Genomic DNA, 26,529 nt, shown 5'->3' on the forward strand with positions numbered 1-26,529 from the left:
TACAAAACACTGTCTATTAAATATTATTATAAGCGAACGATTAATGAAGCTTTCGTAATATATCACGATGAACGAAGCGAAGTTTGGCGTATAAAAGACGTCACAACGCATAGACGTCTTTAGCCAAACGAGAGAAGTGAATCGATGAAATATAGAAAGCGGAATTTGTGAGCGATAATAATATTTACGTAAAACATTGCAAAAAATACAAGTTAGGAGAATAGGTCAAGTTACAAAGGGCGTATGGAGGATGCCATAGGCACTTAGAGCCGAAGAAGGACGCAGCCAGCGGCGAAACGCTCCGGGGAGTCGCAAGCAGACCGAGATCCGGAGATATCCGAATGGGGAAACCCGCTTAAGGCAATACTTAAGCATCTGCCGATGAATAAATAGTCAGCAGAAGGGAAACCGCGTGAACTGAAACATCTAAGTAACGCGAGGAAAAGAAAGAAAACAATCGATTCCCTGAGTAGTGGCGAGCGAAAAGGGAGGAGCCCAAACCGGTATCATAGATACCGGGGTTTAGGACCACAAAAAGGAGTATCAAACGAAGCCGAAAGGACCTGGGAAGGCCTGCCAAAGAAGGTGAAAGCCCCGTAGGCGAAAGGAAGATACCCGAGTGGGATCCAGAGTACCACAGGATAGGCAACCCGGTGGGAAGACGGGAGGACCATCTCCCAAGGCTAAATACTACTAAGTGACCGATAGCGCATAGTACCGTGAGGGAAAGGTGAAAAGAACCCCGGGAGGGGAGTGAAACAGAACCTGAAACCATATGTCCACAAGCAGTGGAAGTCAAGCGAAAGCAGACGACCGCGTACTTTTTGTAGAACGGACCGGCGAGTTATAGGTATGCAGCAAGGTTAAGCGAGAGCGGAGCCGAAGCGAAAGCGAGTCTAAAGAGGGCGGAAGTTGCATGCCATAGACCCGAAACCGTGCGACCTACCCATGATCAGGGTGAAGCCGGAGTAAGATCTGGTGGAGGCCCGAACCACGTTGACGTTGAAAAGTCATGGGATGAATTGTGGGTAGCGGAGAAATTCCAATCGAGCACGGAGATAGCTGGTTCTCCCCGAAATAGCTTTAGGGCTAGCCTCAGGGTAGAAGATATGGAGGTAGAGCACTGAATGGGAAAGGGGCCAGAAAGGCTACCGAACCCTATCAAACTCCGAATGCCATATCAAGACCTGGGAGTCAGACTGCGAATGATAAGATCCGTAGTCAAAAGGGAAACAGCCCAGACCGACAGCTAAGGTCCCAAAGAGCAAGTTAAGTGGGAAAGGAAGTAGGATATCCAAGACAACCAGGATGTTGGCTTAGAAGCAGCCATACATTCAAAGAGTGCGTAATAGCTCACTGGTCGAGAAGTCCTGCGCCGAAAATAAACGGGGCTAAAACATGCCACCGAAGCTTCGGATCAAGAGATGGTAGGGGAGCGTACTGTACAGGAAGAAGGCCAAGCGGAAGCGAAGCTGGACAGTACAGTAGAGAGAATGCCGGTATAAGTAACGAGAGTAAGGAGAGAAACCTTACCGTCGAAAGCCTAAGGATTCCTGGGGAAGGGTAATCCGCCCAGGGTAAGTCGGGACCTAAGCCGAGGCGAAAGCGTAGGCGATGGACAACCGGTAATGAATCCGGTACCACCAAAGACCGTAAAAGAGAAGCGGGGACGCAGCGAGATAAGAGGAGCGTGCGGTTGGTAGAGCACGTCCAAGCAGCGACGAAAAGAGTATGGAGGGAAGACCCCAAACTCATAAGAGCTGTGATGGGGAGCCGAAAGGCGAAGACTCAAAGGGGCTGCCAAGAAAAGCCGCTATCGAGGTTAGAGGTGCCCGTACCGCAAACCGACACAGGTAGGCGAGGAGAGAATCCAAAGACGAGCGGGAGAACCCTCATTAAGGAACTCGGCAAAATGACTCCGTAACTTAGGGAGAAGGAGTGCCGAAAGGCCGCAGAGAAGAGGCCCAAGCGACTGTTTACCAAAAACACAGGTTTCTGCTAAGTCGAAAGACGAAGTATAGGAGCTGACGCCTGCCCGGTGCTGGAAGGTTAAGGGGAAGTGTTATCTGAGAAGAGAAGCACAGAACTTAAGCCCCAGTAAACGGCGGCCGTAACTATAACGGTCCTAAGGTAGCGAAATTCCTTGTCGGGTAAGTTCCGACCCGCACGAAAGGCGTAACGACTTGGGCGCTGTCTTGATGGGGGACCCGGTGAAATTGTAGTACTCGTGAAGATGCGAGTTACCCGCGACAGGACAGAAAGACCCCATGGAGCTTTACTGCAGCTTGTCACTGGATTTTAGTAATTTCCGTACAGGATAGGTGGGAGGCGGAGAAAGTAGGGCGCAAGCCTTACCGGAGCCGACGTTGGGATACCACCCCGAGATTACCGAAATTCTAACATATAAGCCGTAAGCCGGCATATGGACACTGACAGGCGGGCAGTTTGACTGGGGCGGTCGCCTCCAAAAGAGTAACGGAGGCGCCCAAAGGTTACCTCAGCGCGGTTGGAAATCGCGCGAGAGAGTGCAAAGGCAGAAGGTAGCCTAACTGTGAGTCCAACAAGACGAGCAGGGACGAAAGTCGGGCTTAGTGATCCGGCGGTAGAGAATGGGATTGCCGTCGCTCAACGGATAAAAGCTACCCTGGGGATAACAGGCTGATCTCCCCCAAGAGTCCACATCGACGGGGAGGTTTGGCACCTCGATGTCGGCTCATCGCATCCTGGGGCTGAAGTAGGTCCCAAGGGTTGGGCTGTTCGCCCATTAAAGCGGTACGCGAGCTGGGTTCAGAACGTCGTGAGACAGTTCGGTCCCTATCCGTCGCGGGCGCAGGAAATTTGAGAGGATCAGTCCTTAGTACGAGAGGACCGGGATTGACGAACCGATGGTGTACCAGTTGCATCGCCAGATGCACAGCTGGGTAGCCAAGTTTGGAAGGGATAAACGCTGAAAGCATCTAAGCGTGAAACCCACCTCAAGATAAGATTTCCCACCTGAAAAGGATAAGACACCTTGAAGAAGACGAGGTAGATAGGCCGGAGGTGTAAGAGTAGAAATACTTTCAGCTGACCGGTACTAATAAGTCGAGGACTTGACCACAAAAAGCATTGTGCAGTTATCAAAGTTCATATATGAAAGCATATATGGAGAAAAAATCTATCAAAAGCGAACGATTAATGAAGCTTTCGTGATATATCACGATGAATGTAGCGTAGTTTGGCGTATGAGCGAAAGCGAAAGCCGTCACAGCGCATAGACGGCGTTAGCCAAACAAGCGGAATGAAACGATGATATATAGAAAGCGAAATTTGTGAGCGTTGATAAGATTTTTTCAGAATAATATGCAAAGCGAATGAACGAAAGATTTCCGGTGGCAATAGCGGAGGTTAAAAACCCGTTCCCATACCGAACACGGAAGTGAAGCCCTCCAGCGCCGATGGTACTGCGTAAGCGGGAGAGTAGGACGCTGCCGGATAAAATTTACATAAAGAGGTAGTCTGTTTTAAATGGACTATCTCTTTTATTTTTTTAAAAAAAGTCTTATAATAGAATTATTAAACAAACCATGGGGTGAAGATATGATAACAAAGGAAATGATAATCAGGATCAATGAGCTATACCATAAATCGAAAAAAGAAGGTCTAACTGAGGAAGAAATACATGAGCAGCTGGTATTAAGAAAAGAGTATGTAAAAGAAATACGTTCAAGGGTCAAACAAAAACTTGATAGTATAGAATTTATTGATGAATAAATAAATGGATGTTATCGGTTCACAAGAAAAATAATACTAAAAATAAAAGAGGGGTTAGAAAAATGGATAAAAGCATGAAGTATATGACAGTGGATGATGCCTTAAAATTAAATAGAGACCAGGTTAGGGATAATTATAAAAATTTTATAAATGCCAATTTTGTATCAATGCTTTCAATGCTGCAATTTGATAAGCTTTTTGTGAGGGCAAAAGGGGTATCTGTTTGGGATAGTGACGGTAATGAATACTATGATTTCTTAGGGGGATATGGTGCATTAAACCTTGGGCATAATCCAGATGAAATCTTTGAAGCTATAGAAAAGGTAAGGGATATGCCGAGTATTTTACAGGCAGCAGTTGGTAATTTGACGGGGGTTCTGGCACGGAATTTATCGATGATAACACCAGGTAATTTACAGAGGAGTTTTTTTTGCAATAGTGGAGCGGAAGCTGTTGAAGGTGCTTTAAAACTTGCAAAAATTGCTTCCGGAAAACATAAAATAGTTTATTGCAAAAATTCATTTCATGGTAAATCAGCAGGAGCTCTTTCTGTAACAGGAAGAGAAAAATATCAAAAATATTTTAAACCCCTTATACCGGATGCTATATCTGTTCCATTTGGTGATGAAGGAAAACTTGAGGAAATTTTAAAAAACAAAGATGTTGCAGCATTTATTGTGGAACCGATACAGGGTGAAGGTGGAATAAATCTACCTCCTGAAGGTTATCTTAAAAAGGTAAGAGAGCTTTGTACAAAATATGATGCATTCCTTATATTTGATGAGGTTCAAACAGGACTTGGCAGGACAGGAAAAATGTTTGCATGTGAGCATGATGATGTTGTACCGGATATAATGTGCCTTGCTAAATCCTTAGGTGGAGGAGTAATGCCGATAGGTGCATATATAACGACTGATGAGATATGGAAGCGTGGTTATGGTACTATGGACAGGTGCCTTTTACATACATCTACATTTGGAGGGAATGCTTTTGCCTGTGCAGCAGGAATTACAGCAATACAGTCTATAATAGAAAAAAAGCTTGCAGAAGAGGCAGCTGAAAAGGGTGAATACTTTTTAAATCATTTATATAGATTAAAAGAAAAACATAAGCTAATAAAAGATATCAGAGGAAGAGGATTGATGATTGGGGTTGAATTTAATCAACCTGAAGGAGGATTTTTAAATAAAATATCAGGTGGTGCTGTTTCAAAACTTTCAAATGAATATCTCGGTTCATTAGTTGCCGGCGAGCTTTCTAATAAACATCATATAATTACCGCATATACATTAAATAATCCAAATGTTATTAGATTAGAACCGCCTTTAATTGTTACAAAGGAACAGATAGACAAAGTAGTAGCTGCACTTGACGAAATATTGACAAAAAGCGGAAGTCTTCTTGGAATCACATTATCCAGTGCAAAAACAGTCCTTGGTTCACTATTTAAAAGATGACGGTAAATTTAGGTATGGAGGTATTTATATGAGAATTACGGATAATGCAAGGGAGGTTCTTGAAAGGAGATACCTTGCCAAAGATGAAAATGGTAATCCTGTAGAAACAGTTGAAGAATTGTTTGAAAGGGTATCAAAAACCATTGCTGAAATAGATCGTATATACGATAAAGATGCGGATATAGACTCACTTAAACAAAAATTCTATGATATGATGATAAACCTTGAATTTTTGCCGAATTCTCCTACTTTGATGAATGCAGGAAGACCCCTTGGACAATTATCAGCTTGTTTTGTTCTTCCTGTAGGAGATTCAATGGAAGAGATATTTGACGCAGTTAAATTTGCGGCTATTATACATAAATCAGGAGGCGGAACAGGTTTCAGTTTTTCAAGATTAAGACGTAAAGGAGCAACAGTTAGGTCAACGGGAGGGGTTGCATCAGGTCCCGTAAGTTTTATGAAGGTGTTTAATTCTGCGACTGAAGCAGTTAAACAAGGCGGCAGGCGTCGGGGCGCAAATATGGGAATACTCAGAATTGACCATCCTGATATAATCGAGTTCATACAATGTAAGAAAAATATTCAGGAGTTGACTAATTTTAATATTAGTGTTGGTTTGACGGAAGATTTTATGAGGGCTGTTAGAGAGGACAAGGAATACAATCTCGTAGATCCACATACAAAAAGTGTTGTAAATAAGCTTAATGCAAGAGAAGTTTTCGATCTTATTGTTGAGATGGCATGGAGAAACGGTGAACCCGGTATTATTTTTCTTGATAGGATAAATGAAAAAAATCCGACACCTGATGTTGGAGAGATTGAAGCAACTAACCCATGTGTCACAGGGGATACCTGGATAACTACTTCCAAAGGACCGCATCAGGTAAAAGAGTTAGTAGATAAGCCCTTTGCCGCAGTGGTTAATGGGAAATTTTACAATACGACTGAAGAAGGATTTTTTAAAACAGGTAAAAAGCCTGTAGTGAGATTACAAACACGTGAAGGCTTTAATCTACGTCTTACTCCAGATCATAAAATTTTGAGGGTTATTGACAGTAGTAACTCCAGTATTTTACATGAGTGGATCCCAGCGAAAGAACTAAAGCCAGGCGATAAAATAGCTTTACACAACCATCGGTCTTTATATAATTGGCCTGGCGAATTAACAGAAGGTGAAGGTTATCTTTTAGGCCTACTTGTTGGAGATGGCGTGTTGAAGAGGGATAATGCTGTTCTTTCTGTCTGGATAAAAGATAAGGCAGTCGGAAGTTTGAATGAAGTTAATGGTATGAGCTCTGTCATGGAGTTGGCTCTAAGTTATGCAAAAGCATTACCGCACCGTGTTGACTTTTCGGGTTGGTCAGAAGTTAAAGGACGTAATGAATTTCGCCTTAAGCTATCCAGCTTAAGAGATTTAGCGGAAAGAATGGGAATGCGTCCTGGTTATAAGACAGTAACACCTGCAATTGAAAAAGCTTCTTCAGAAGGTTACAAGGGTTTTTTAAGGGGACTATTTGATTGCGATGCATCAGTACAGGGCAATCCGCAAAAAGGTGCAAGCATTCGTTTGGCTCAAAGTAATCTTGAACTTTTACAGTCGGTACAGCGAATGCTGCTTCGGCTTGGTATTGTAAGTAGGATTTATACTGAAAGGCGCAGTGCACATATTAAGCTTATGCCTGACGGGAGAGGAGGCAAAAAGGAATATAGGATTAAACCACAGCATGAGCTTGTTATTAGTGAAGATAATATGGCGCTTTTTGCTGAAAGGATTGGCTTTGGTGATTCCAGCAAGATGGAAAAATTAAATATACTACTATCATCATATAAAAAGGGAGCGAGGAATGAAAGATTTATTGCAAATGTATCAGCCATAGAAGATGATGGCATTGAAGATGTATATGATGTACAGGTACCTGGTATAAATGCATTTGATGCAAATGGAATTTATACACATAATTGTGGCGAACAACCACTTTTACCGTATGAATCCTGCAATCTCGGTTCGATAAATCTTGTCAATATGCTTAAAGAAGAAAATGGCGAATATATTGTTGATTATGACAAATTGCATGAAACAGTATGTTATGCTGTACATTTTCTTGACAATGTCATAGATGCAAATAAATATCCTCTGCCTCAGATAGAAGAAATGACAAAAGGGACGAGAAAAATTGGACTTGGAGTAATGGGATTTGCAGATATGCTCTTTAAAATGGGTATACCATATAATTCAGCAGAAGCCGCTGAATTTGCGGACAATCTAATGGAATTTATCGACAATACATCAAAGAAAGCTTCAAAAGAAATTGCAGAGAAAAGGGGGGTATTTAAATATTATGATAAAAGTATTTACAAAGAGAAGGGATTAAAACTTAGAAATGCCACAACAACTACGATAGCACCAACAGGCACTATATCTATTATTGCGGGTACTACAAGCGGTATAGAACCTTTATTTGCTCTTTGTATCACAAGAAATGTACTTGATAATACTAAGCTTATTGAGATAAATCCGGTATTTAAAGAAGTTGCTTTAAAAAGAGGTTTTTACTCCGAGGCTTTAATGAAAGAAATAGCTGAGAAAGGGACACTAAAAGGTATAGATGGGATACCGGAAGATATAAAGAGGGTTTTTGTCACCGCCTTTGACATAGCTCCTCTATGGCATATAAAAATGCAATCAGTATTTCAAAAACATGTGGATAATGCTGTATCAAAAACGGTTAATTTCAGACATGATGCAACGGTTGATGAGGTAAAAGAGGTCTATGAGCTTGCATATAAGCTTGGATGCAAGGGTGTAACAATATATAGGGATAAAAGCCGTGATTCTCAAGTCCTCAATGTAGGTATTAAGAAAAAAGAAGAGGGAAGTGAAGAATTGAGGAAAAATATAGTGCCAAGGCAACGACCTTCGGTTACTAAGGGTATTACTGAAAAGGTAAAGATTGGCTGTGGGAACCTATATATAACAGTAAACTATGATGATGAAGGCATATGCGAGGTATTCACAAATCTTGGAAGAGCTGGAGGGTGCCCATCTCAGTCTGAAGCAACAAGCAGGCTTATATCAATAGCTTTACGGGCTGGAATGGATCCAAAAATTATCGTTGAACAATTAAAAGGTATAAGGTGTCATTCCACCTTAAGGCAAATGGCAAATAATAAAGATATAAAGGTCTTATCATGTCCTGATGCGATAGCAAAGGTCATTGAGAAGGTAATAAAGTTAAGAATTGCAGAACCTGCCCTGACAGATCAAGACAGGTCAAAAATGAAGCTAAATATAAATGAGGATGAAGAAGCAACAATTGACGAAGGTATATTCTTATGTCCTGAATGTGGCAGTAAAATTCAACACGAAGAAGGATGTATCGTATGCAAAAATTGTGGGTATTCAAAATGCCTTTAACCGTTAAAACCTGGAATATCAAATTTTTTCAAGAAGAAGCACACATGCCAGATTTCGCAAATATTCGATCTGTTCATTTGTCATATATTTTTCATATCGACGCCATTTGGCGGCACCAGGCATATCACGGTTAAGTTTTTTTGCTTCGTCTAATATTGAGTAGAATTTTATATTTTTCCAGCAATACCTATTAAAAAAGTCCTTTGGATTTTTAGGAGCGAATTTCATTGTCGCATCTATTAAGGATAATTTATCATTCCAAAGGTTTTGAAGCTTTTTAAGAATATCTTTTGATAAGATATCCAATACCCAATATTTTACAGATGGACAATTATAAAGGATTTTTGTTAATGAGATTACTTCATTTTCTGTTAAATAAACTAGTAGACCTTCTGTTAATATAATGGCACATTCGAAATTATTGCCTATTTTTTCAATGAAGGTTTTAAGCTTTGCTCCATCTGATATATCCATACTTATATAGTCTAAGTGACAAGATGGTTTATATTTTTTTAATTTTTCTTTTTTGTAAGATATAATATCAGGCAGGTCTATTTCAATCCAGCAGATATTTTTAGGTATTTCAAGGCGAAAAGGACGTGTATCAAGTCCTGAACCAATATTTATTACAACATCAATACTATATTCTTTAATAGAAGCAGAGATGATATTATCAATTATATATGTTCTTACAATCATAGACCAACCTGAAGATAGGGCATGGGGCATTTTTTGAAGCATTTTTTTGCCCCTATTCCCTGCTAATAATGATGCAAAAGGGTCATGAAATATTGCGTCAGGTTTTATGTTTTCAATAGCACGATAAATTGCTACCCAATAAGCGGTTTCGGATATGTTTTTTTTCACATTGCTTTGCCTCCTTATTCCCATCTAAATGTAAATATTGATATAAGCAAGGATATTGTCATTATTATAAGAAGAATCAATATATCATTTGTATAATCTGATAATTTTCCCCCGAGCCAAACCCCTTTCAGCAAATCTACTGAATATGTAAGGGGTATAAATTTTGATATTTTAATCATAATCTTAGGAAAAATTTCAAGCGGTATCGTAGCACCTGTTAAAAATATCATTGGGAAATATATGATATTTGCAATTATTTGCGCCGTTTTTATATTTGGAGACAGGCTTGCTATTAAAATACCAATAGAAAATATACTGAATATTGATAATAATAGTGCGATTATTGTAGGGAATAAAGCGCCTAAAAAGTGCAGGTTAAAAACGATTTTTCCTACCAGAAATAATAAAATCATACCGCAAATTGTCATTATAATATTTATTATAATCTGTGATGCAAGTACATGCCATGGGCTGATAGGTGTAGCTTCATACCGCTTTAAAATCTTTTGTTCCCTATAGCCGCAAACAGAAAGGGGAAGCGTCATAATTCCTGTTACGGCAATGATCATTGCGGTATAAGCGGGAAATGATACATCAACAACACCATGTCCTCCAAACATATTGCTAGGAGTATTTCCATATATGCCTCCAAACATCAGAAGCATTAAAGAAGGAAAAAAGAATGAGAAGAATACGGCAGGAAACAATCTTAAAAATAATTTAAATTCAATCTTTGTTATCTCATACATTGCTTTCATAATATGTCTGATTTCAATTTTGAAATCAGGGTTCATCTCCTTTCTTTTTGTATTATTTTTCAATTTTATAACCTGTTATTTTAAGAAAAACATCTTCAAGACCAGGATTGATTGTCTTAAGGTTTGAAAATTTAATTCCTTCATTTTGAAGAAAATTTATTAAATCTGTCAAATTATCTTTATTTTCACAATATACGTGAATTTCATTATTGTATTTTTCTACCTTCTTAATGAAGATAAGATTTTCAAGTTTGTTTATATCTATTTCTTCACATGTAAAAATTATTTTTACGCCTGAATCTATTAAATTTATCAGTTTATCAACTGTATCAATTGCAGCAATTTTTCCTTCATTGATAATTGCTACTCTATCACATAGGTATTCGGCTTCTTCCATGTAATGGGTTGTTAAGCATATTGTTAGTCCTTTTTCTTTTAATTCTTTTATATAGCCCCACATGGAACGCCTTGCCTGTGGGTCAAGTCCTGTTGTTAATTCATCAAGGAAAACAATCTTTGGATTTGGTATTAAAGCCAAGATAATAGAAAGCTTTTGCTTTTGCCCCCCTGATAGCTTTGAAATGTAACTGTTTTTCTTTTCCTCCAAATCAAATTGACGCAGCAAGTCATTATAAGAAACAGGGTTTTTATAAAATGAAGAGAATAATCTGCATATTTCCCATACCTTTAATCTATCAGGATAGGTTGTTTCTTGTAATTGTACACCTATATATTCGTACATTTTTTTTCTATCTTTGAGAGGATTAAAATTAAGAACCCTTATACTACCTGAATCGGGGATTCTTAAACCCTCTATGCACTCTAAAATGGTTGTCTTTCCTGCACCGTTCGGTCCTATAATGCCAAAAATTTCGCCTTCTTCAATATTAAATGACACATCATCAACAGCTTTTTTTCCTTCATAACTTTTTGTTAGGTTTTTTACTTCGATAATCATTAAATCATCACCTTACCTTCTTTTTTATTATTTGATTGTGTATAAAAACCGGCAAAAGAAGCATGAACAATCATTGATGAAATTATGCTTCCTGTTGTAATAAAAAGTAGTCCTCCAATTATAGATATTACAAAAGATGATATAGATATTACAAGAGCCTGTATTTTTGTATCTGTAAGAATTACCTGACCATACACAAAAAGTATTGTAACAATTGTTAAAGATAACCAAAAACTGAAACCATTTTTTATCAAAGCATTAAGAAGTACACCCCTGAAAAAAAGTTCTTCTGCACATGCGCTTAATGCAGGTACAATGACGGCAATATTTTTAGGTAATCTTTTTATACCGGAAATCCAACGTATTTTATTTATTTCTTCCACAATATCGATATGTGGGAAGATTATATAAAGCATAGAAAATCCCAAAGATGTAAGAGAAAAAGAAGCAAAAGCTCCTAAAAGAGTTATAGGTATAACTTTATAATTTCCATTTATTAAAAAAAGGGAAATTACATTACACCCTGAGTAAAGGCTTATAAGAATGCTTCCTGTAAGGGCTGCTGTAAGATAATAAAATGTTAAAAGCGACGATGAGACAACAGCCGGATTTATGTTTAATAATGAAGATACATACAAAGTAAATTTGTTTGTGAATCTTGGATTTGTATACAAAAATTTAAAACCTCCACTCCACACAATTTCTAATAAAAATGCTATTATAATTAAGATATAAGTTTGAATAGAAAGAGTAAAAATCATTGTTCACCTCCTATTACAGATATTAGTAAATTTTCAAGTCCATGTGCAATAAAACTTATAGCAACAGAACCGCCGCTGAGGCAAAATAAAGTTCCCAATAAGGCACCAGATATAATTTTTTGTAATACTGTATATATGCCAAAATACAAATGATTTAAGCCGTAAATCAAACTAGTCAAAAGGATTGTTGCTAATATAGAGAATCTAAAGGAGCTGCTGAGAATGTCAAACCAAATTTTTCGAAAAATTAATTCCTCGAATAAGGCAATTAAAATTGTAAAAACTGTTATTATGATGTTCTGCCTTTGCCAATATTTGTTTACAGAGATTCCTCTTGGGGTATTCCCAGAAAGTATGATACATATATAGCCGGTCATATATTCTAAAAAAATAAGCATTGGAGCAACTATTATTGCTATTATATACCAATAATAAGATTTTGGAAGGGTTATCTTTATCATACCCCGGGCAACAAGCCAAACCATACATATTAAAAAGGCATATGTTATTAAAAGTAAAAAAAGTATTTTTATCCGGTTATTTTTAGCGGAGTTTCGACTATTTTTTGTTATTATCCCTATAATCTGTGGTATATTGACGGGATATAATGTTGCGAGTAAAATTATAAGACTAAGGTAAGGGGTGGGGAAACTCATTTTTTATTCCTCCAAGTTTTTTTATGCGGGGATGATTACCAAAGGGGAAACCAGGAAGGCACATCCCACAGATTTCTGGTATGAATACCCTTATTACATGCCAACCCATTTCAGAAACTTCCGGGGGTGTCATATCAAGATAAACTGCATATTTACTAACCTTTGACAGTTCTTTTATTATATATTCAATCTGTGTATTGATGTCACTTGTTTTTCCCTGTGTTTTTAATGATGATAAGTTAATTTCATCTTTAATTAATTCATTTATTATATTATCTTTTTTTTCGTAGTTTTTTGGGCTTGCATAAAACAAGACGTTTGTATCAAGGTCCGTATATGCAGAATTATAGTCAGCCATATTGTACATTTGTGGGTCATATAAAGCATGATAATACCCGAGGGACAAGATTGCTGCAGACTCCATTGTTCCCCTTAACAAAGCATTATAAGCATCAAGGTCTCCTTGAACACCAAATAATATATAAGGTATTTTTTTATCTTTTCTTTTTAAAAACACACCAAATATAGGGATTTCAATATCATGAGTCAAATAAAGAGGGATAACCTCATATGATGAATCATCACCAAGTTTAATTTTTTTTAAGATATGTAATATTGTACTGTCATCAATTATTACTTTTTTAGAAGGCATCTTTGTATACCATTTTATAATAAATGCATCTATCTGTATATATTCTAACAAAGCATTGAATAGTGCTTCTTTAATTGTTCTGTGGGAGGCGGTGCCTGTAGAGAAGGAAGGTACAAACATTTTTTCGCCTTTTTCTGCATTTTTTTTGAAACCTACAAATATCATTTGTGATGGTACCCATATTTCTTCTCCGGGATTCATAAGAGAATAACATTTAACCCACCCTATAATATCTTTGTTTGTAGCATGTCTTGGTTCAATTGCTGGCAAAAGGTTTGACAGTTGTATCTGTTGTTCCGCTGTATAAATGTTTAAATATTCCAAAGGCATAGCGTTATTTTTTTTTGAAATATCTTCATAACTGGCGTATATAATTCTATCCTTTGCGAGATGTGTAGATACAACCGTTGAATACCTTTCAATGCTTTCTCCCATATATTTAACCATAGCTTCTTCGTAATACATTCCATAACCGCTTAAATGGTATTGCATTTCAGCAGTTGGGTTTTTAAGAATAAGTTTATGATAATTTGGCATTCTACCAGTTATTGATTTAAGGTAAGGATCTGGCGGTGAAGATACTACCGGGACGGTGAAACCCTGCATAATGCCACATTGATTTCCACCAAGAATGGTAAATTCTCTTAGCAAATGATTAAAAGAAGGATAATAATTAATCATTCATTTTTTACCTCCCCAAAGCCTTTGATATAATATCATCGATTATGACCCTTGTAGAGATATTAGTTTCTTCAAAAACAGATTTTGCTATTGCTCCGCAGGCAGGGCAGAAGGGTACACGCAAGATATCCTGTACTTGTATTTCTAATGTGGGTACATGAATATTTAAAGCTCTTCCCATAAATTTAGATGTTCCAATGGTACTTAATAAAAAACCTTCTGACAAAACAAGATTTGTTAAAATATTCAATAATGGTATAATCCCCTTTGTTTCATTACAATGATTAAAGGTACTTAAATTTAAAAAATTATTATATCCTATATGGTCCTCCATTCTTGCTAAGGACCTTTGTTCAAAGCATTCAAAGCAACCGGTATTTGGGGGATTTACACCAATCATAGAAATAAATGGTCCATCGATAAAAGATAATATCATAGGCATTTCAATTTCTACAATTATCCTGTTGATATTTCTTAAAAAATTTATTGAGGGTTGTCTTAAACAGCCTATAATGCCGGTATAATTTTTAAATATAGCAGCATATCTTTCAAGATTTTTTTCTGTTTCTAACCCATTTATTTTTTTGGTTAGATTAGAATTTGATATATCATCTTTTAAATCTTCGCTCATAAAATTTAGTTTTAAATCCATTTTTTCAACGAGTTCTTTTGCATTTTCGGTTGCATAAGGACTGTCTGTAAAAAATAAAAGAGGTTTAGATTCATTATTGCTATTATTTCTTGTGTAAAGGTCAAGATTACCTAAAAGTGCATAGCATATTTGCTCTTTGGACAATTTGTCATTTTCAAGGCAAACCATACCTGCTGCTCTTAAATTATTTAAGATTTGAAGGATATCTTCAGCGGATTCATTTGATATATTCATAGACTGAATATCATTAAACGTTACGGCTTCGCCTTTTATCATTCTTGCAAATATTTCTCTTATACCATTTGATAGGTCTTCTTTTAATCCATAAAGATTTAAAACAGCTTCATCGTAATTCCATATCCCTATTCTAAGTCTTATTTCATTTTTTGTATCAACAAACATACGAACATTTTCATTAAAGCAGTAAGCATCTTCTCTTTTCATATGATATTCACTCCTTCACCAACGATTGTAAAAAGTATTGCGTGTCTTAAAAATCCGTCAATTTCTATAAGCTTTTCTATTTTCTGTTTTTCTGTTCCGCCAATATCAGTTGCTCCATAGCCCATTGCAGTTGATGTCAATTGAATATTTTCAGAAATTTCTCCTGCCTCGATAAATGCGTATGCCATAGCTGAATTCCCATATTTTCTTGAGTTAACAATAAAGTCATATACATAAATAATTGAAAAATTTGACCGTTCAACCTGTATGTCGCCAAATCCTGCTAATTTACTGTATTCATCGATTGTTATCGATTTTTTCATAGGTTTTAATGAATGAGAATATGGATAATAAATGTATATTCCCTTATCAATATTTTTAATATTCCAAGCAATTACATAAAGGTTAATCGGATAAAGACCACCTCCAGAAGGAGCATTTCTAAGTTTAATGCAATCTGTATCATACGTTTCACCTTCCAAGTAGAGCTTCCCTGATATACCTTGAGCATAGTAAAGGATTGTTGATAAATCTTCAAGGGGCATTGTTCTTCCCGAGTATTCTCTCACACTTCTTCTTGAAGAGATAACCGAACCTAAAGGGGCCCTTATGTTTTTATGCTTTGGCAATTTTATTATTTCTTCTTTATCTTCTTTTAAGTTTCTGTGAGCGGCTGTTTGAACAGCGTCTGATGCCTGAAAACGTCCGATTCCCATTTCAAAACCTATAGAACGATTATCTGTTCGATAGTTTAAAAGATATTCTTCGCTCAAAAATCTGTTATACTTAGAAAACAGATACCCTCTAAGCATAAGCTCAGGAGATGCTATTACAGTGGTATCTGCGTATGGCGACATCATGGAATATTGGGTGTTGAAGGCGATAATTTCCTTTAAATATGGATGTTTTTTCATTTTTTCATCTAATTTTTTGTTTAACAAATTCTTTTCCATACTATTTTCCTTTCAAAAAAATTTTGTTAGGTACAAGGTTCATTTGAATCTTGTACCTAATATGGGGATTAGCTGCAGCAGCAGCTGGAGCAGCAGCAACAATTACCGCCGCCGCATGTTGTGCATGCTCCCGGGGAAATTTGTACATGCATATTTCCATAGCATGTAGAGCCGATGTGGGAGTTAAATTTAAGCATATTTTCACCACCTTTTAAATTAATGAATTAATGTATGTCAAATATTTAATAATGCTATTTATGTATTCGACATAATTTTCATTTTTCCTTTCAGAATCTAAAAAAATTTTTTTAAATTTTAAAAGGAAAATAAAAAAATATATAGAATATTATAAAGATAATAATAAAATAAGGGGGTTTGTATATGAAGGATTATAAAACAAATGACATAAGAAATGTGTGTTTTGTTTCACATGGGGGGGCAGGTAAGACTACACTGTCAGAGGCGTTATTATTTAATACAAAAACCATAGATAGAATGGGACGTATAGAAGAAGGAACGACTGTTTCAGATTATGACCCGGAAGAAATTGAAAGACAGTTTTCGGTTTCTACTTCGTTAATTCCTATTGAGTGGAAGAATTGCAAGATTAATGTGTTAGATACGCCGGGATATTTTGATTTTTTAGGGGAGGTTTTAAGCGGGCTTAGAGCAGCAGACAGTGCTGTTCTAATGGTATGTGGGACATCTGGTGTAGAAGTTGGAACAGAAAAAGCCTTTAGTTTAATAAGTAAAGACAGGATACCATCGTTGATTTATATAAATAAAATGGATAGGGAAAATGCAGATTTTTATAAGGTAATGGAGGAGTTACGGGATAAGTTCGGGAAAAAAATTGTCCCATTGACCTTGCCAATAGGAAGCGAAGTTAGTTTTAAAGGTTTTATAGACCTTCTCACAAAAAGGGCACAGGTTTATACAAATAATAAGATGGAAACGGTTGATATTCCAGAAGATATGCAGGATAAGATGTTAACTTTTAGAGATGAGTTAATTGAAAGTATTGTTGAAAATGATGAAATATTAATGGAAAAATTTTTAGCTGGTGAAGAATTAATGACAGGTGACTTGATAAATGTTTTAAAAGCAGCTGTAAAATCTTTTGATTTAATCCCTGTATTATGCGGATCCAGTTTGAAAAATATTGCTGTAGACAAATTGATGGATACAATAGTTGATATATTGCCATCTCCTTTAGAATTAACAGTTTCAGATAATAATAAATCTTTTTCAGCATTTGTATTTAAAACGATTACCGATCCATTTGTAGGTAAGCTATCAATTTTCAAAGTTATGTCAGGAAGTATATCGTCAGATTCAACTGTATATAATGCGACAAAAAAGATGAACGAAAAAATTGGGCAGTTGTATATACTAAGAGGAAAAAAACAGATAGCGGTTCAACAGCTTGGTGCAGGTGATATAGGCGCTGTTGCAAAACTTCAAGCAACAATGACTGGAGATACGCTTACAGATGGTATTAATAAAAAAATATTTGAATCAATTCATTTTCCAGCTCCTTTGCTTGCACTTGCAATTGAGCCAAAAGCAAAGGGGGATGAGGATAAAATAAGCAGCGGGCTTTCAAGGCTTATGGAAGAAGATCGTACATTTAAAGTAGAAAAAAATCTTGAAACAGGTCAGATGATTATTTATGGGATGGGAGAACAGCATATAGAAGTACTATGTAAAAAATTAATGAGCAAATTTGGCGTTGAATGTGAATTAAAGGATCCTATTATACCATACAGGGAAACGATTAAAAGAAAAGCAAAGGTTGAAGGTAAACATAAAAAGCAGACAGGAGGGCATGGACAATATGGGCATGTTTGGATAGAATTTGAACCAAATCAAAATGAGGATTTTAAATTTGAAGACAAGATATTTGGAGGTGCTGTGCCAAAACAATATATACCAGCTGTTGAAAAAGGTTTAAGGGAATGCCTTAAAGAAGGTGTACTTGCAAAATATCCGGTTGTTAATATTAAAGCAACATTGCTTGATGGTTCATATCATCCGGTAGATTCTTCTGAAATGGCATTTAAAATGGCGGCAGCAATTGCATTTAAAAAAGGCATGGAACAGGCAAATCCTGTTTTGCTTGAACCTATAATGCATGTTGAGGTAATAATTCCTGAGGAATATATGGGTGATATTATTGGGGACTTAAATAAAAGAAGAGGGCATATTTTGGGGATGGAGGCAAAAGATGAGTTTGAGGTTGTAACGGCAGAAGTACCTCAGGCTGAGATGATGAGATATGCAACGGACTTAAGGTCTATGACACAGGCAAGAGGAGATTTTGCAATGTCTTTTGCAAGATATGAAGAAGTGCCGCCTCCTATTGCGGCAAAGATTATTGAGGCAAGAAAAAAAATGAATAATCTTGCTTGATTTTATAAAAGCTTTACGATATGCTATATCTTTCTTATAAGAAAATGATATAGCATATATTTATATATGTGCTATAATAATTACTGTAAGGAGGGTTTTGATGGATATCAAAAAAGAAGCATTAAAATTACATAAAGATAAGCAAGGTAAAATCAGTATTGCAAGCAAGGTTCAGGTAAAAAATTCCAAAGACCTTTCATTGGTTTATACGCCGGGTGTTGCAGAGCCTTGTGAAGAGATATACAGGGATAATGAGCTTGTATATCAATATACAAGCAAAGGCAATCTTGTTGCGGTTGTTACAGACGGTTCTGCAGTGTTGGGTCTTGGAGATATTGGAGCATTGGCATCTATGCCTGTAATGGAAGGGAAAGCGGTATTGTTTAAAGAATTCGGAGGTATTGATGCATTCCCTATTTGCCTGAATACGAAAGATGTTGATGAGATTGTAAAAACAGTTATAAACATATCACCAACATTTGGAGGAATAAATCTTGAGGATATATCTGCACCAAGGTGTTTTGAAATCGAGGAAAAATTAAAAAATGTGCTTGATATTCCGGTTTTTCATGATGACCAGCATGGGACGGCAGTAGTTGTTTTTGCAGCTTTGATAAATGCACTTAAAATAGTAAATAAAAAATTAAAAGATGTAAAAGCTGTTATAAACGGTGCAGGAGCAGCAGGAATTGCAATAGCTAAATTGCTTATTAAAGCAGGTATAAATGATGTTATAATGTGCGATAGAAAGGGTATTATATATGTAGGAAGACAAGATGCAGATACTTCCAAGATTGCTATTGCAAAAATAACCAATAAAAATAAACTTACGGGAGCATTAAAAGACGCCCTTATCGGGGCAGATATATTTATTGGTGTATCTGCTCCTGGAATTATAAATAGTGAAATGGTAAAAACAATGGCAAAGGATGCTATAGTTTTTGCAATGGCAAATCCTGTGCCGGAGATTTATCCGGATGAGGCAAGAGAAGGTGGCGCAAAGATTATTGGTACAGGCAGGTCTGATTTTCCAAACCAAATCAATAATGTACTTGCATTTCCGGGGATATTTAGAGGTGCATTGGAAGTACGGGCAAAGGAGATAAACGAGGAAATGAAAATTATGGCATCATATGCAATAGCTGGATTAGTTTCTGATAATGAACTATCAGAAGAATATATTATTCCAAAAGCCTTTGATAGAAGGGTTGCCGTAAATGTAGCCTGCAGCACTGCAAAAGCAGCAATGGAAAGCGGTGTTGCTAAAATCAAAATAGATATTAATAAACTTAAGGAAAAAATGGAATCGAATTAAGGAATTAAAATACCTTCTTTACAAAAAATATAGGGTAAAGGAGGTATTTTTATGTTTTTGAACCGATTATATAAATTTAACCATTATGAAAGTGATGATGAATATAATATTTTTGAGGAAGAGATAAAAAACATATTACCATCTTTGAGGAAATGGGATATGTTTGAAAAACAAAAGGAAAGTGTTGAATATATTAAAGATACAATTGATAATGTATTAGAAAATTAAATAGAAAAACAAGGATATTTAAGTAATATTAACGTAATATAAGATATTTTAATATATTTTCTAATAATCATTAAAAAACGATATATTTGCTTAATAATAAAAATTGACTTAATTTTATTAACATCTAAAATAATAAGTAAGGTCAAATAAAGTCAAAGTTGAAAAGCGGTGGTGGGATGGCAAAGCTGAGTGATTTGATAGAAGATTTTCTCAAAAAATTGATTAATGAGGCGGATGAGGAATATATAGAGATACAAAGGAATGCACTTGCTAATATTTTTAAATGTGCCCCTTCACAGATCAATTATGTGCTTGAAACACGTTTTGATATTGATAATGGATATGTGATTGAAAGCCGGAGAGGAAGCGGCGGTTATATTAAAATTATCAAGAAACCAATCTCAAAAGAGTGGGTATCTGATATAATTGAATCAATAGGCGATAGTATTACTGAAAGCAAAAGCAGGATGTATATTGATACTTTATATAATCGCAATCTCATTACTGACAGAGAAGCAAAATTGATGAAGGTTGTATTAAATGACAAAATTTTGTCTGTTCCACAATATAAAAAACCGATTTTAAGAGCAATGCTGTTTAAAGTAATGCTGACGGAACTTGCAAATTATTAGCATGTAAGTCTTATAAATAGGGAGGAATAAATAAATGTTATGTGATAAATGCAAAGAAAGACCGGCAACAGTCCATTACACGCAAATAATAAATGGTGTTAAAACCGAGATGAATCTTTGTGAACAATGTGCGGCAGAGGAGGGTCTGTTGAACAACGAAACATTTGCTTCAGTTGCCAATTTCACTCCCTTTTCAGTACAAAATTTATTAGCTGGTCTTATGAATTTTCTGCCGGAGGTAGGAAATGCGTTTGTCGGGCAGCAGTTAAAATGTGATAATTGCGGCTTGACATATGATATGTTTAAACAGACGGGAAGATTAGGATGCAGTCATTGTTATGATGCATTGCAAGATGAACTTAATCCTCTGATGAGGAGGATACATGGCAGTATAGAGCACAGAGGAAAGATACCGAGAAAAACAGGCGGTATAATAAGGGCAAGGAGGGAAATAGACGAGCTTAAGGAGAAACTTGAGAAGGCAGTTAAGGAAGAAGCCTATGAGGAAGCAGCAGTATTAAGGGATAAGATAAGGGAGCTTGAGAAGGAATTCGGAAAGTAGGTGAAAAATTTGTTTGAACATGACAATGATGTTGTACTGTCAAGTAGAGTAAGGCTCGCAAGGAATATAAAGGATATTCCTTTTCCATCAATCATGAAAGACAGTGATGCAGAAAATGTCATAGATATTGTAAAAAAGGCTGTATATAGCAATGAAATCTTATCTGCACAATTTATTGAATATGACATGAAAAATATTAATCCAATTGAAAGACAGTCATTGGTAGAGAGACATTTAATAAGTCCTGACCTTGCTCAAAATACGAAAAACGGATATGCCCTTATTAAAAAAGATAATACGGTAAGCATCTTAATCAATGAAGAGGATCACTTAAGGATACAGACAATAATGAAGGGGTTAAATCTTAAAGAGGCTTGGAATGTAGCTGATAAGATAGATGACCTTTTAGAAGAAAATATTAATTATGCATATAATGAAAAAATAGGATATCTAACATCATGCCCTACGAATGTAGGAACGGGCATTAGAGCATCTGTTATGGTACATCTTCCTGCATTATCAATAACAGGACAGATTGGGAATATATTAAATTCAGTTGTGAAGATTGGGATAGCAGTAAGGGGTATGTATGGAGAAGGGACTCAATCACTTGGAGATATATACCAGCTATCAAATCAAGTTACACTTGGGCAAAGAGAGATAGAAATCATTGAAAATCTCGAAGGTGTTGTTAAGCAAATAATAAATAATGAAAGAAAAGCAAGAAATGATTTGTTTACTATTAGGCGGGTTCAAATGGAAGATAGAGTCGGAAGAGCATATGGGCTTATTTCAAATGCAAGAGTCCTTTCAACACAGGAATATATGAAACTTATGTCAGATGTTAGGTTGGGAGCCGTTTTGAAAATAATTGATATAGATATAAAAGAAATAGACGAACTAACTACTAATATTCAACCGGGAAATCTACAAAAGATATTAGGAAAACAGATTGATCCCTATGAGAGGGATATAAAAAGAGCTGAGTATGTAGTACAAAAAATAAAGAGATAAAAACAGGAGGTGTATTTTAATGGCTATGTTTGGAAGATTTACAGAAAAAGCACAGAAGGTTCTTTATCAGGCGCAGGAAGAAGCAAGGGTATTTTACCATAATTATGTAGGAACAGAGCATATACTGTTGGGTCTGATAAAGGAAGACGACGGAATCGCAGCAAGGGTTTTGAAAAATCTTGGTGTGACATATGAAGATACTAGGTCGAGGGTTGAATCCTTAATAGGTATGGGTAATATCCCCGGTGATGTTGTTGGTTATACACCGAGGGCAAAAAGAGTACTTGAATTAAGCTTTGCTGAAGCAAGGCGACTTAATACAAATTATATAGGGACAGAGCATATTCTGTTAGGTCTTATAAGAGAGGGAGAAGGTGTTGCCGTTAGAATTTTGATGGAAGCTGGTGTTGATTTTAACAGGGCAAAAGAAGAGATAATAAAAATGGTTTCGGAGGAGCCGTCTGGAGGTCAAAACAAAGGTCAAAAGTCAAAATCCACCAATACTCCTAATCTTAATCAGTTTGGACGTGATTTAACCGAACTTGCAAGAGAGGGAAAACTTGATCCTGTAATAGGACGTGAAAAAGAAATCGAGAGGGTAATACAGATTTTAAGCAGAAGGACAAAAAATAATCCATGTTTAATTGGTGAGCCGGGTGTCGGCAAAACAGCTGTTGCCGAGGGACTTGCAGAGGCGATAGTAGAAGGCAGGATACCGGAAATACTGAAGGATAAAAGGGTCGTAACTTTGGATATGGCATCAATGGTTGCCGGTACAAAGTATAGGGGTGAATTTGAAGATAGGCTTAAAAATATATTGAATGAAGTTATAAAAGCAGGTAATGTAATACTTTTTATTGATGAAATGCATACAATAATTGGTGCAGGTGCTGCAGAGGGTGCAATAGATGCATCTAATATTTTAAAGCCTGCTTTAGCAAGAGGAGAAATTCAAGTTATCGGTGCAACTACAATAGACGAATACAGAAAGCATGTAGAAAAAGATCCTGCTCTTGAAAGAAGATTTCAGCCGATAAATGTTGAAGAACCCACTGTTGAAGAAACTATCCTGATATTAAAGGGTTTAAGAGATAGATATGAAGCACATCACAGGGTTACAATAACAGATGAAGCAATAGAGGCAGCTGCAAAACTCTCTCATAGGTATATTACAGATAGGTTTTTGCCTGACAAGGCAATTGACCTTATTGATGAAGCAGCATCAAGGGTAAGGCTTAAGACTGTGACAGCACCTCCGGAAATAAAAGAACTTGAAGACAAGATTAATATGTTAAATAAAGAGAAGGAAGAAGCAATAAGGACGCAGGAATATGAAAAAGCTGCCAAGATAAGAGATGAAGAACAGAAAATTAAAGAACAATTAAATAATATGAAATCAAAATGGGAACAAAATTCCTTTGTTAAAGAAAAAAGCGTAGGACCTGAAGAGATTTCTCAGATTGTATCATTATGGACAGGAATACCTGTAAAGAAACTGGAGGAGGAAGAATCAGAAAGGCTTTTGCATTTAGAAGAAGTACTTCATCAAAGGGTTATAGGTCAGGATGAAGCTGTTGAAGCGGTGGCACGTGCAATAAGAAGAGCAAGGGTAGGGTTAAAGGACCCTAAAAGACCAATTGGATCATTTATATTCTTAGGTCCGACCGGTGTTGGAAAAACCGAACTTACAAGGGCTTTAGCAGAAGCCATGTTTGGTGACGAGTCTGCAATGATAAGATTTGACATGTCAGAATATATGGAAAAACACACAGTTTCAAGGCTTGTTGGTTCGCCTCCGGGTTATGTAGGCTATGAAGAAGGAGGTCAATTAACTGAAAAAGTCAGGAGAAAGCCATATTCTGTTGTATTATTTGATGAAATAGAAAAAGCGCATCCGGATGTATTTAATATACTGCTTCAGATACTTGAAGACGGCAGGCTTACAGATTCTAAGGGCAGAACAGTTGATTTTAAAAATACCGTAATTATAATGACATCAAATGTTGGAGCAAAGTTTATTATGAAACAGTCAACACTTGGTTTTATGCCGGCAAAGAATGCTGATACAACTTCATATGAAAAAATGAAGGAGAATGTCCTTGAAGAGCTTAAAAAGGTCTTTAGACCGGAATTTCTTAATAGGGTTGATGATATAATAGTATTCCATCAGTTAACGAAGGATGATATAAGGAAGATAATTGATATTATGATAGATGAATTAAACAAGAGGTTAAAAGAAAATAACATCATGCTTGAATTTACTGATGATGCTAAGGAAGAACTTTTGAAAGAAGGTTTTGACGTCACATATGGTGCGAGACCTTTAAGGCGTGCAATACAAAAAGTAGTAGAAAATGAACTTTCAGAATTGATGCTAAAAGGCGAGGTTAAATCAGGTGATAAATTACTTGTAACAGTAAAAGATGGGAAATTTGATTATGTAAAAAAATAAAGAAGATTAATACGGTAGCATGGGGAATAGTATAAAAAGCCCCATGCTTTTATATCTTTATATGGTATAATAATTGCAAGATATTATGAAAGCTGGTGATTCTATGTCGAAACCAAAGACAAAATTTATCTGTCAGCAGTGTGGATTTGAAAGTATTAAATGGATGGGTAAATGCCCAAATTGTGATGAATGGAATACTTTTGTAGAAGAAACCATAGCTTCAAATTTTAAAACAGGTTGTAATGATACAGAGCTTAATAAGGTTGAACTTTTAAGGGATATTCAGTCAAAAGATGAGGATAGAGTAAAAACAGGAATTGGTGAATTTGACAGGGTACTTGGCGGTGGTATAGTACAGGGTTCATTGGTACTTGTTGGAGGGGATCCGGGTATAGGGAAGTCAACACTGCTTTTACAGATTTCTGATTTAATGTCGCGGTATATGAAGGTTCTTTACGTATCTGGTGAAGAATCTCTAAGGCAAATAAAATTAAGGGCTGATAGAATTATAAAAAATATACAGGAAATTTATTTAGTATCTGAAACCTCAATACATAAAATAGAAAAGCACGTTGAAAGGATAATCCCGGGATTTATTATAATAGATTCTATACAGACGATGTTTACAGATGAAAGCAGCACGATACCAGGCAGTGTTTCACAGGTTAGGCAGGTAACACAGCATCTTTTGAGATTAGCAAAACAAAATGGGATAACTATTTTTATCATAGGTCATGTTACAAAAGAAGGAGCTATTGCAGGACCGAGGGTTCTTGAACACATGGTGGATACTGTCTTATATTTTGAAGGTGACAGAAGTCAGACATTTAGGATATTAAGGGCTGTAAAAAATAGGTTTGGTTCTACAAATGAAATAGGTGTATTTGAAATGATGACAGATGGCTTAAAGGAAGTAAAAAACCCATCGGAGCTTCTATTATCAGACAGACAGTTTAATGCTGCAGGTACAGCTGTTGTCAACTGCATGGAAGGGACAAGACCCATTATGATGGAGGTGCAGTCCTTGATATGTCACACTAATTTTGGTATACCAAGAAGGATGTCAACAGGTATTGAATATAACAAGTTTGTATTGCTGTTGGCAGTTATAGAAAAGAAACTGAGGCTTAATCTTTCGCAATCAGATGTTTATATAAATATAGCCGGAGGGATGAAGGTGCAGGAACCTGCGGTAGACCTTGGAGTTGTTGCAGCTATTATTTCAGGTTATTTAAATGTGCCTGTGCCTTATGATTGCTGTTTTACAGGTGAAGTAGGACTGACAGGTGAAGTAAGGGCTGTCGGTAGTATTGAACGCAGGATAATTGAAGCAAAAAAATTAGGTTTTACAAGAATTTTTACTCCGGAAATGAGAGTAAATAACATAGAAGGAATAGAAATTAGAAGGATAAGAGAAATTAAAGCATTATATGATTTTCTAAAAAAGTTATAAACATTAAAGTGGGTAATCCCACTTTAATTAAAACATATTAAAAACTCCCAATGTATGCAATTCCTTATTTTTTTGAAGAAGAATATCATAAAAATTTAGGTCAAGTTCATTGCATAATGCAATTAAATAAAACATATTGTTTGCGAGCTCAGCTTCAATTACTTCTTTACAGTTTTCACATAATTTTCCTTCTACATGTGATTTGATAAATTTATGCGCTTCTTTGAGGCTTGTCTCAGGGGGTATCTGCTGTTTTGATGCATTAATTTTGATACAACCGCATTCTGTAACAGATTTTGCAACAGCCCTATTTAAACGTGCACTGCTTTCCTGTATCTTTGTCATTATATCTAAAATGCTTTTGTGACGAATTAAAAATTCCTCAACGGTATTTTGAAGATCATCAACTATTATATCCTTCATAATATGCCCACTCCCGTATCATATTTTA

Annotated in this window: 21 protein-coding genes and 2 rRNA genes; 13 read left to right on the forward strand and 10 right to left on the reverse strand. The window is 36.2% G+C overall.

Annotated elements, in window-relative coordinates:
* The first annotated feature begins 223 nt into the window (after nt 1–223).
* The 5 genes from AC0LWJ_RS09840 to AC0LWJ_RS09860 all read left to right on the forward strand — a co-directional run bounded on the left by AC0LWJ_RS09840 (nt 224) and on the right by AC0LWJ_RS09860 (nt 8,628).
* Nucleotides 224–3,100 (forward strand): 23S ribosomal RNA (locus AC0LWJ_RS09840).
* A gap of 267 nt (nt 3,101–3,367) precedes the next feature.
* Nucleotides 3,368–3,476: ribosomal RNA gene (gene rrf / locus AC0LWJ_RS09845) — 5S ribosomal RNA — on the forward strand.
* Between the two features lie 103 nt (nt 3,477–3,579).
* On the forward strand, nt 3,580–3,753 hold the full coding sequence (locus tag AC0LWJ_RS09850; protein WP_474239719.1) for a DUF896 domain-containing protein: 174 nt from the start codon (nt 3,580–3,582) through the stop codon (nt 3,751–3,753).
* Between the two features lie 62 nt (nt 3,754–3,815).
* The gene (locus tag AC0LWJ_RS09855) at nt 3,816–5,210 is read left to right on the forward strand and encodes an aspartate aminotransferase family protein (RefSeq protein ID WP_474239660.1); all 1,395 of its coding nucleotides are present in this window, start codon (nt 3,816–3,818) and stop codon (nt 5,208–5,210) included.
* A 28-nt stretch (nt 5,211–5,238) separates the two neighbouring features.
* A complete protein-coding gene (locus AC0LWJ_RS09860; protein WP_474239662.1) occupies nt 5,239–8,628 on the forward strand; it encodes a ribonucleotide reductase barrel domain-containing protein in 3,390 nt (1,129 codons plus the stop codon).
* Nucleotides 8,629–8,646: 18 nt separating this feature from the next.
* Here AC0LWJ_RS09860 and AC0LWJ_RS09865 read toward each other — a convergent pair whose 3' ends face one another.
* The 9 genes from AC0LWJ_RS09865 to AC0LWJ_RS09905 form a co-directional block, all read right to left on the reverse strand.
* Nucleotides 8,647–9,495, reverse strand: a complete 849-nt coding sequence (locus AC0LWJ_RS09865) for a class I SAM-dependent methyltransferase (protein WP_284679889.1) — start codon at nt 9,493–9,495, stop codon at nt 8,647–8,649.
* Nucleotides 9,496–9,509: 14 nt separating this feature from the next.
* Nucleotides 9,510–10,316, reverse strand: coding sequence for an ABC transporter permease (locus tag AC0LWJ_RS09870; protein WP_474239664.1), 807 nt, complete (start codon nt 10,314–10,316; stop codon nt 9,510–9,512).
* Entirely contained in the window at nt 10,306–11,211 is a 906-nt protein-coding gene (locus tag AC0LWJ_RS09875; RefSeq protein ID WP_474239666.1) for an ABC transporter ATP-binding protein, read from the reverse strand. The genes AC0LWJ_RS09870 and AC0LWJ_RS09875 overlap by 11 nt, the downstream gene beginning before the upstream one ends.
* A complete protein-coding gene (locus AC0LWJ_RS09880) occupies nt 11,211–11,972 on the reverse strand; it encodes a CPBP family glutamic-type intramembrane protease (protein WP_474239668.1) in 762 nt (253 codons plus the stop codon). The genes AC0LWJ_RS09875 and AC0LWJ_RS09880 overlap by 1 nt, the downstream gene beginning before the upstream one ends.
* Nucleotides 11,969–12,433, reverse strand: coding sequence for a CPBP family intramembrane glutamic endopeptidase (locus AC0LWJ_RS09885; RefSeq protein ID WP_503031435.1), 465 nt, complete (start codon nt 12,431–12,433; stop codon nt 11,969–11,971). Before AC0LWJ_RS09885 ends, AC0LWJ_RS09880 begins: the two co-directional genes overlap by 4 nt.
* Nucleotides 12,434–12,602: 169 nt before the next feature.
* Complete coding sequence (locus tag AC0LWJ_RS09890) at nt 12,603–13,961, reverse strand: YcaO-like family protein (RefSeq protein ID WP_474239672.1); 1,359 nt, start codon at nt 13,959–13,961, stop codon at nt 12,603–12,605.
* Nucleotides 13,962–13,968: 7 nt separating this feature from the next.
* Nucleotides 13,969–15,057 (reverse strand): SagC family TOMM-type RiPP scaffolding protein, encoded by a 1,089-nt coding sequence (locus AC0LWJ_RS09895; RefSeq protein WP_474239674.1) that lies wholly within the window; start codon nt 15,055–15,057, stop codon nt 13,969–13,971.
* Complete coding sequence (locus AC0LWJ_RS09900; RefSeq protein ID WP_474239676.1) at nt 15,054–16,010, reverse strand: SagB family peptide dehydrogenase; 957 nt, start codon at nt 16,008–16,010, stop codon at nt 15,054–15,056. The genes AC0LWJ_RS09895 and AC0LWJ_RS09900 overlap by 4 nt, the downstream gene beginning before the upstream one ends.
* Nucleotides 16,011–16,078: 68 nt before the next feature.
* Entirely contained in the window at nt 16,079–16,207 is a 129-nt protein-coding gene (locus AC0LWJ_RS09905; RefSeq protein ID WP_489666437.1) for a hypothetical protein, read from the reverse strand.
* A gap of 184 nt (nt 16,208–16,391) precedes the next feature.
* Between AC0LWJ_RS09905 and fusA the strand changes: the two genes are divergently transcribed.
* The 8 genes from fusA (at nt 16,392) to radA (ending at nt 26,078) form a co-directional block, all read left to right on the forward strand.
* Nucleotides 16,392–18,422, forward strand: coding sequence for an elongation factor G (gene fusA, locus AC0LWJ_RS09910; RefSeq protein WP_474239680.1), 2,031 nt, complete (start codon nt 16,392–16,394; stop codon nt 18,420–18,422).
* A gap of 100 nt (nt 18,423–18,522) precedes the next feature.
* Complete coding sequence (locus AC0LWJ_RS09915) at nt 18,523–19,737, forward strand: NAD(P)-dependent malic enzyme (RefSeq protein ID WP_474239682.1); 1,215 nt, start codon at nt 18,523–18,525, stop codon at nt 19,735–19,737.
* Nucleotides 19,738–19,788: 51 nt separating this feature from the next.
* Nucleotides 19,789–19,965, forward strand: a complete 177-nt coding sequence (locus AC0LWJ_RS09920) for a hypothetical protein (RefSeq protein ID WP_474239684.1) — start codon at nt 19,789–19,791, stop codon at nt 19,963–19,965.
* Nucleotides 19,966–20,141: 176 nt separating this feature from the next.
* Entirely contained in the window at nt 20,142–20,597 is a 456-nt protein-coding gene (locus AC0LWJ_RS09925; RefSeq protein WP_474239686.1) for a CtsR family transcriptional regulator, read from the forward strand.
* Between the two features lie 34 nt (nt 20,598–20,631).
* Nucleotides 20,632–21,159 (forward strand): UvrB/UvrC motif-containing protein, encoded by a 528-nt coding sequence (locus AC0LWJ_RS09930; protein ID WP_474239688.1) that lies wholly within the window; start codon nt 20,632–20,634, stop codon nt 21,157–21,159.
* 9 nt (nt 21,160–21,168) lie between these two features.
* Nucleotides 21,169–22,173 (forward strand): protein arginine kinase, encoded by a 1,005-nt coding sequence (locus AC0LWJ_RS09935; RefSeq protein WP_474239690.1) that lies wholly within the window; start codon nt 21,169–21,171, stop codon nt 22,171–22,173.
* Between the two features lie 19 nt (nt 22,174–22,192).
* The gene (locus AC0LWJ_RS09940) at nt 22,193–24,625 is read left to right on the forward strand and encodes an ATP-dependent Clp protease ATP-binding subunit (protein ID WP_474239692.1); all 2,433 of its coding nucleotides are present in this window, start codon (nt 22,193–22,195) and stop codon (nt 24,623–24,625) included.
* Between the two features lie 103 nt (nt 24,626–24,728).
* Nucleotides 24,729–26,078: a DNA repair protein RadA gene (radA, locus tag AC0LWJ_RS09945; protein ID WP_474239721.1), complete on the forward strand. Its 1,350-nt coding sequence runs from the start codon at nt 24,729–24,731 to the stop codon at nt 26,076–26,078.
* Between the two features lie 27 nt (nt 26,079–26,105).
* Here the strand turns inward: radA and AC0LWJ_RS09950 are convergent, their stop codons facing one another.
* Nucleotides 26,106–26,501, reverse strand: coding sequence for a nucleoside triphosphate pyrophosphohydrolase family protein (locus tag AC0LWJ_RS09950; RefSeq protein WP_474239694.1), 396 nt, complete (start codon nt 26,499–26,501; stop codon nt 26,106–26,108).
* Nucleotides 26,502–26,529 lie beyond the last annotated feature (28 nt).

The organism is Aceticella sp. 75b-Ac (assembly GCF_056032965.2).

What these genes read in the sequence shown, in the direction of transcription:
- AC0LWJ_RS09850 (WP_474239719.1), top strand. Translation starts at nt 3,580, where the DNA reads ATGATAACAAAGGAAATGATAATCAGGATCAATGAGCTATACCATAAA.
- AC0LWJ_RS09925 (WP_474239686.1), top strand. Translation starts at nt 20,142, where the DNA reads ATGGCAAAGCTGAGTGATTTGATAGAAGATTTTCTCAAAAAATTGATT.
- AC0LWJ_RS09890 (WP_474239672.1), bottom strand. Translation starts at nt 13,961, where the DNA reads ATGATTAATTATTATCCTTCTTTTAATCATTTGCTAAGAGAATTTACC.
- AC0LWJ_RS09940 (WP_474239692.1), top strand. Translation starts at nt 22,193, where the DNA reads ATGGCTATGTTTGGAAGATTTACAGAAAAAGCACAGAAGGTTCTTTAT.
- AC0LWJ_RS09885 (WP_503031435.1), bottom strand. Translation starts at nt 12,433, where the DNA reads ATGATAAAGATAACCCTTCCAAAATCTTATTATTGGTATATAATAGCA.
- AC0LWJ_RS09900 (WP_474239676.1), bottom strand. Translation starts at nt 16,010, where the DNA reads ATGGAAAAGAATTTGTTAAACAAAAAATTAGATGAAAAAATGAAAAAA.
- AC0LWJ_RS09905 (WP_489666437.1), bottom strand. Translation starts at nt 16,207, where the DNA reads ATGCTTAAATTTAACTCCCACATCGGCTCTACATGCTATGGAAATATG.
- AC0LWJ_RS09880 (WP_474239668.1), bottom strand. Translation starts at nt 11,972, where the DNA reads ATGATTTTTACTCTTTCTATTCAAACTTATATCTTAATTATAATAGCA.
- AC0LWJ_RS09930 (WP_474239688.1), top strand. Translation starts at nt 20,632, where the DNA reads ATGTTATGTGATAAATGCAAAGAAAGACCGGCAACAGTCCATTACACG.
- AC0LWJ_RS09920 (WP_474239684.1), top strand. Translation starts at nt 19,789, where the DNA reads ATGTTTTTGAACCGATTATATAAATTTAACCATTATGAAAGTGATGAT.
- AC0LWJ_RS09915 (WP_474239682.1), top strand. Translation starts at nt 18,523, where the DNA reads ATGGATATCAAAAAAGAAGCATTAAAATTACATAAAGATAAGCAAGGT.
- fusA (WP_474239680.1), top strand. Translation starts at nt 16,392, where the DNA reads ATGAAGGATTATAAAACAAATGACATAAGAAATGTGTGTTTTGTTTCA.
- AC0LWJ_RS09875 (WP_474239666.1), bottom strand. Translation starts at nt 11,211, where the DNA reads ATGATTATCGAAGTAAAAAACCTAACAAAAAGTTATGAAGGAAAAAAA.
- AC0LWJ_RS09950 (WP_474239694.1), bottom strand. Translation starts at nt 26,501, where the DNA reads ATGAAGGATATAATAGTTGATGATCTTCAAAATACCGTTGAGGAATTT.
- radA (WP_474239721.1), top strand. Translation starts at nt 24,729, where the DNA reads ATGTCGAAACCAAAGACAAAATTTATCTGTCAGCAGTGTGGATTTGAA.
- AC0LWJ_RS09855 (WP_474239660.1), top strand. Translation starts at nt 3,816, where the DNA reads ATGGATAAAAGCATGAAGTATATGACAGTGGATGATGCCTTAAAATTA.
- AC0LWJ_RS09895 (WP_474239674.1), bottom strand. Translation starts at nt 15,057, where the DNA reads ATGAAAAGAGAAGATGCTTACTGCTTTAATGAAAATGTTCGTATGTTT.
- AC0LWJ_RS09860 (WP_474239662.1), top strand. Translation starts at nt 5,239, where the DNA reads ATGAGAATTACGGATAATGCAAGGGAGGTTCTTGAAAGGAGATACCTT.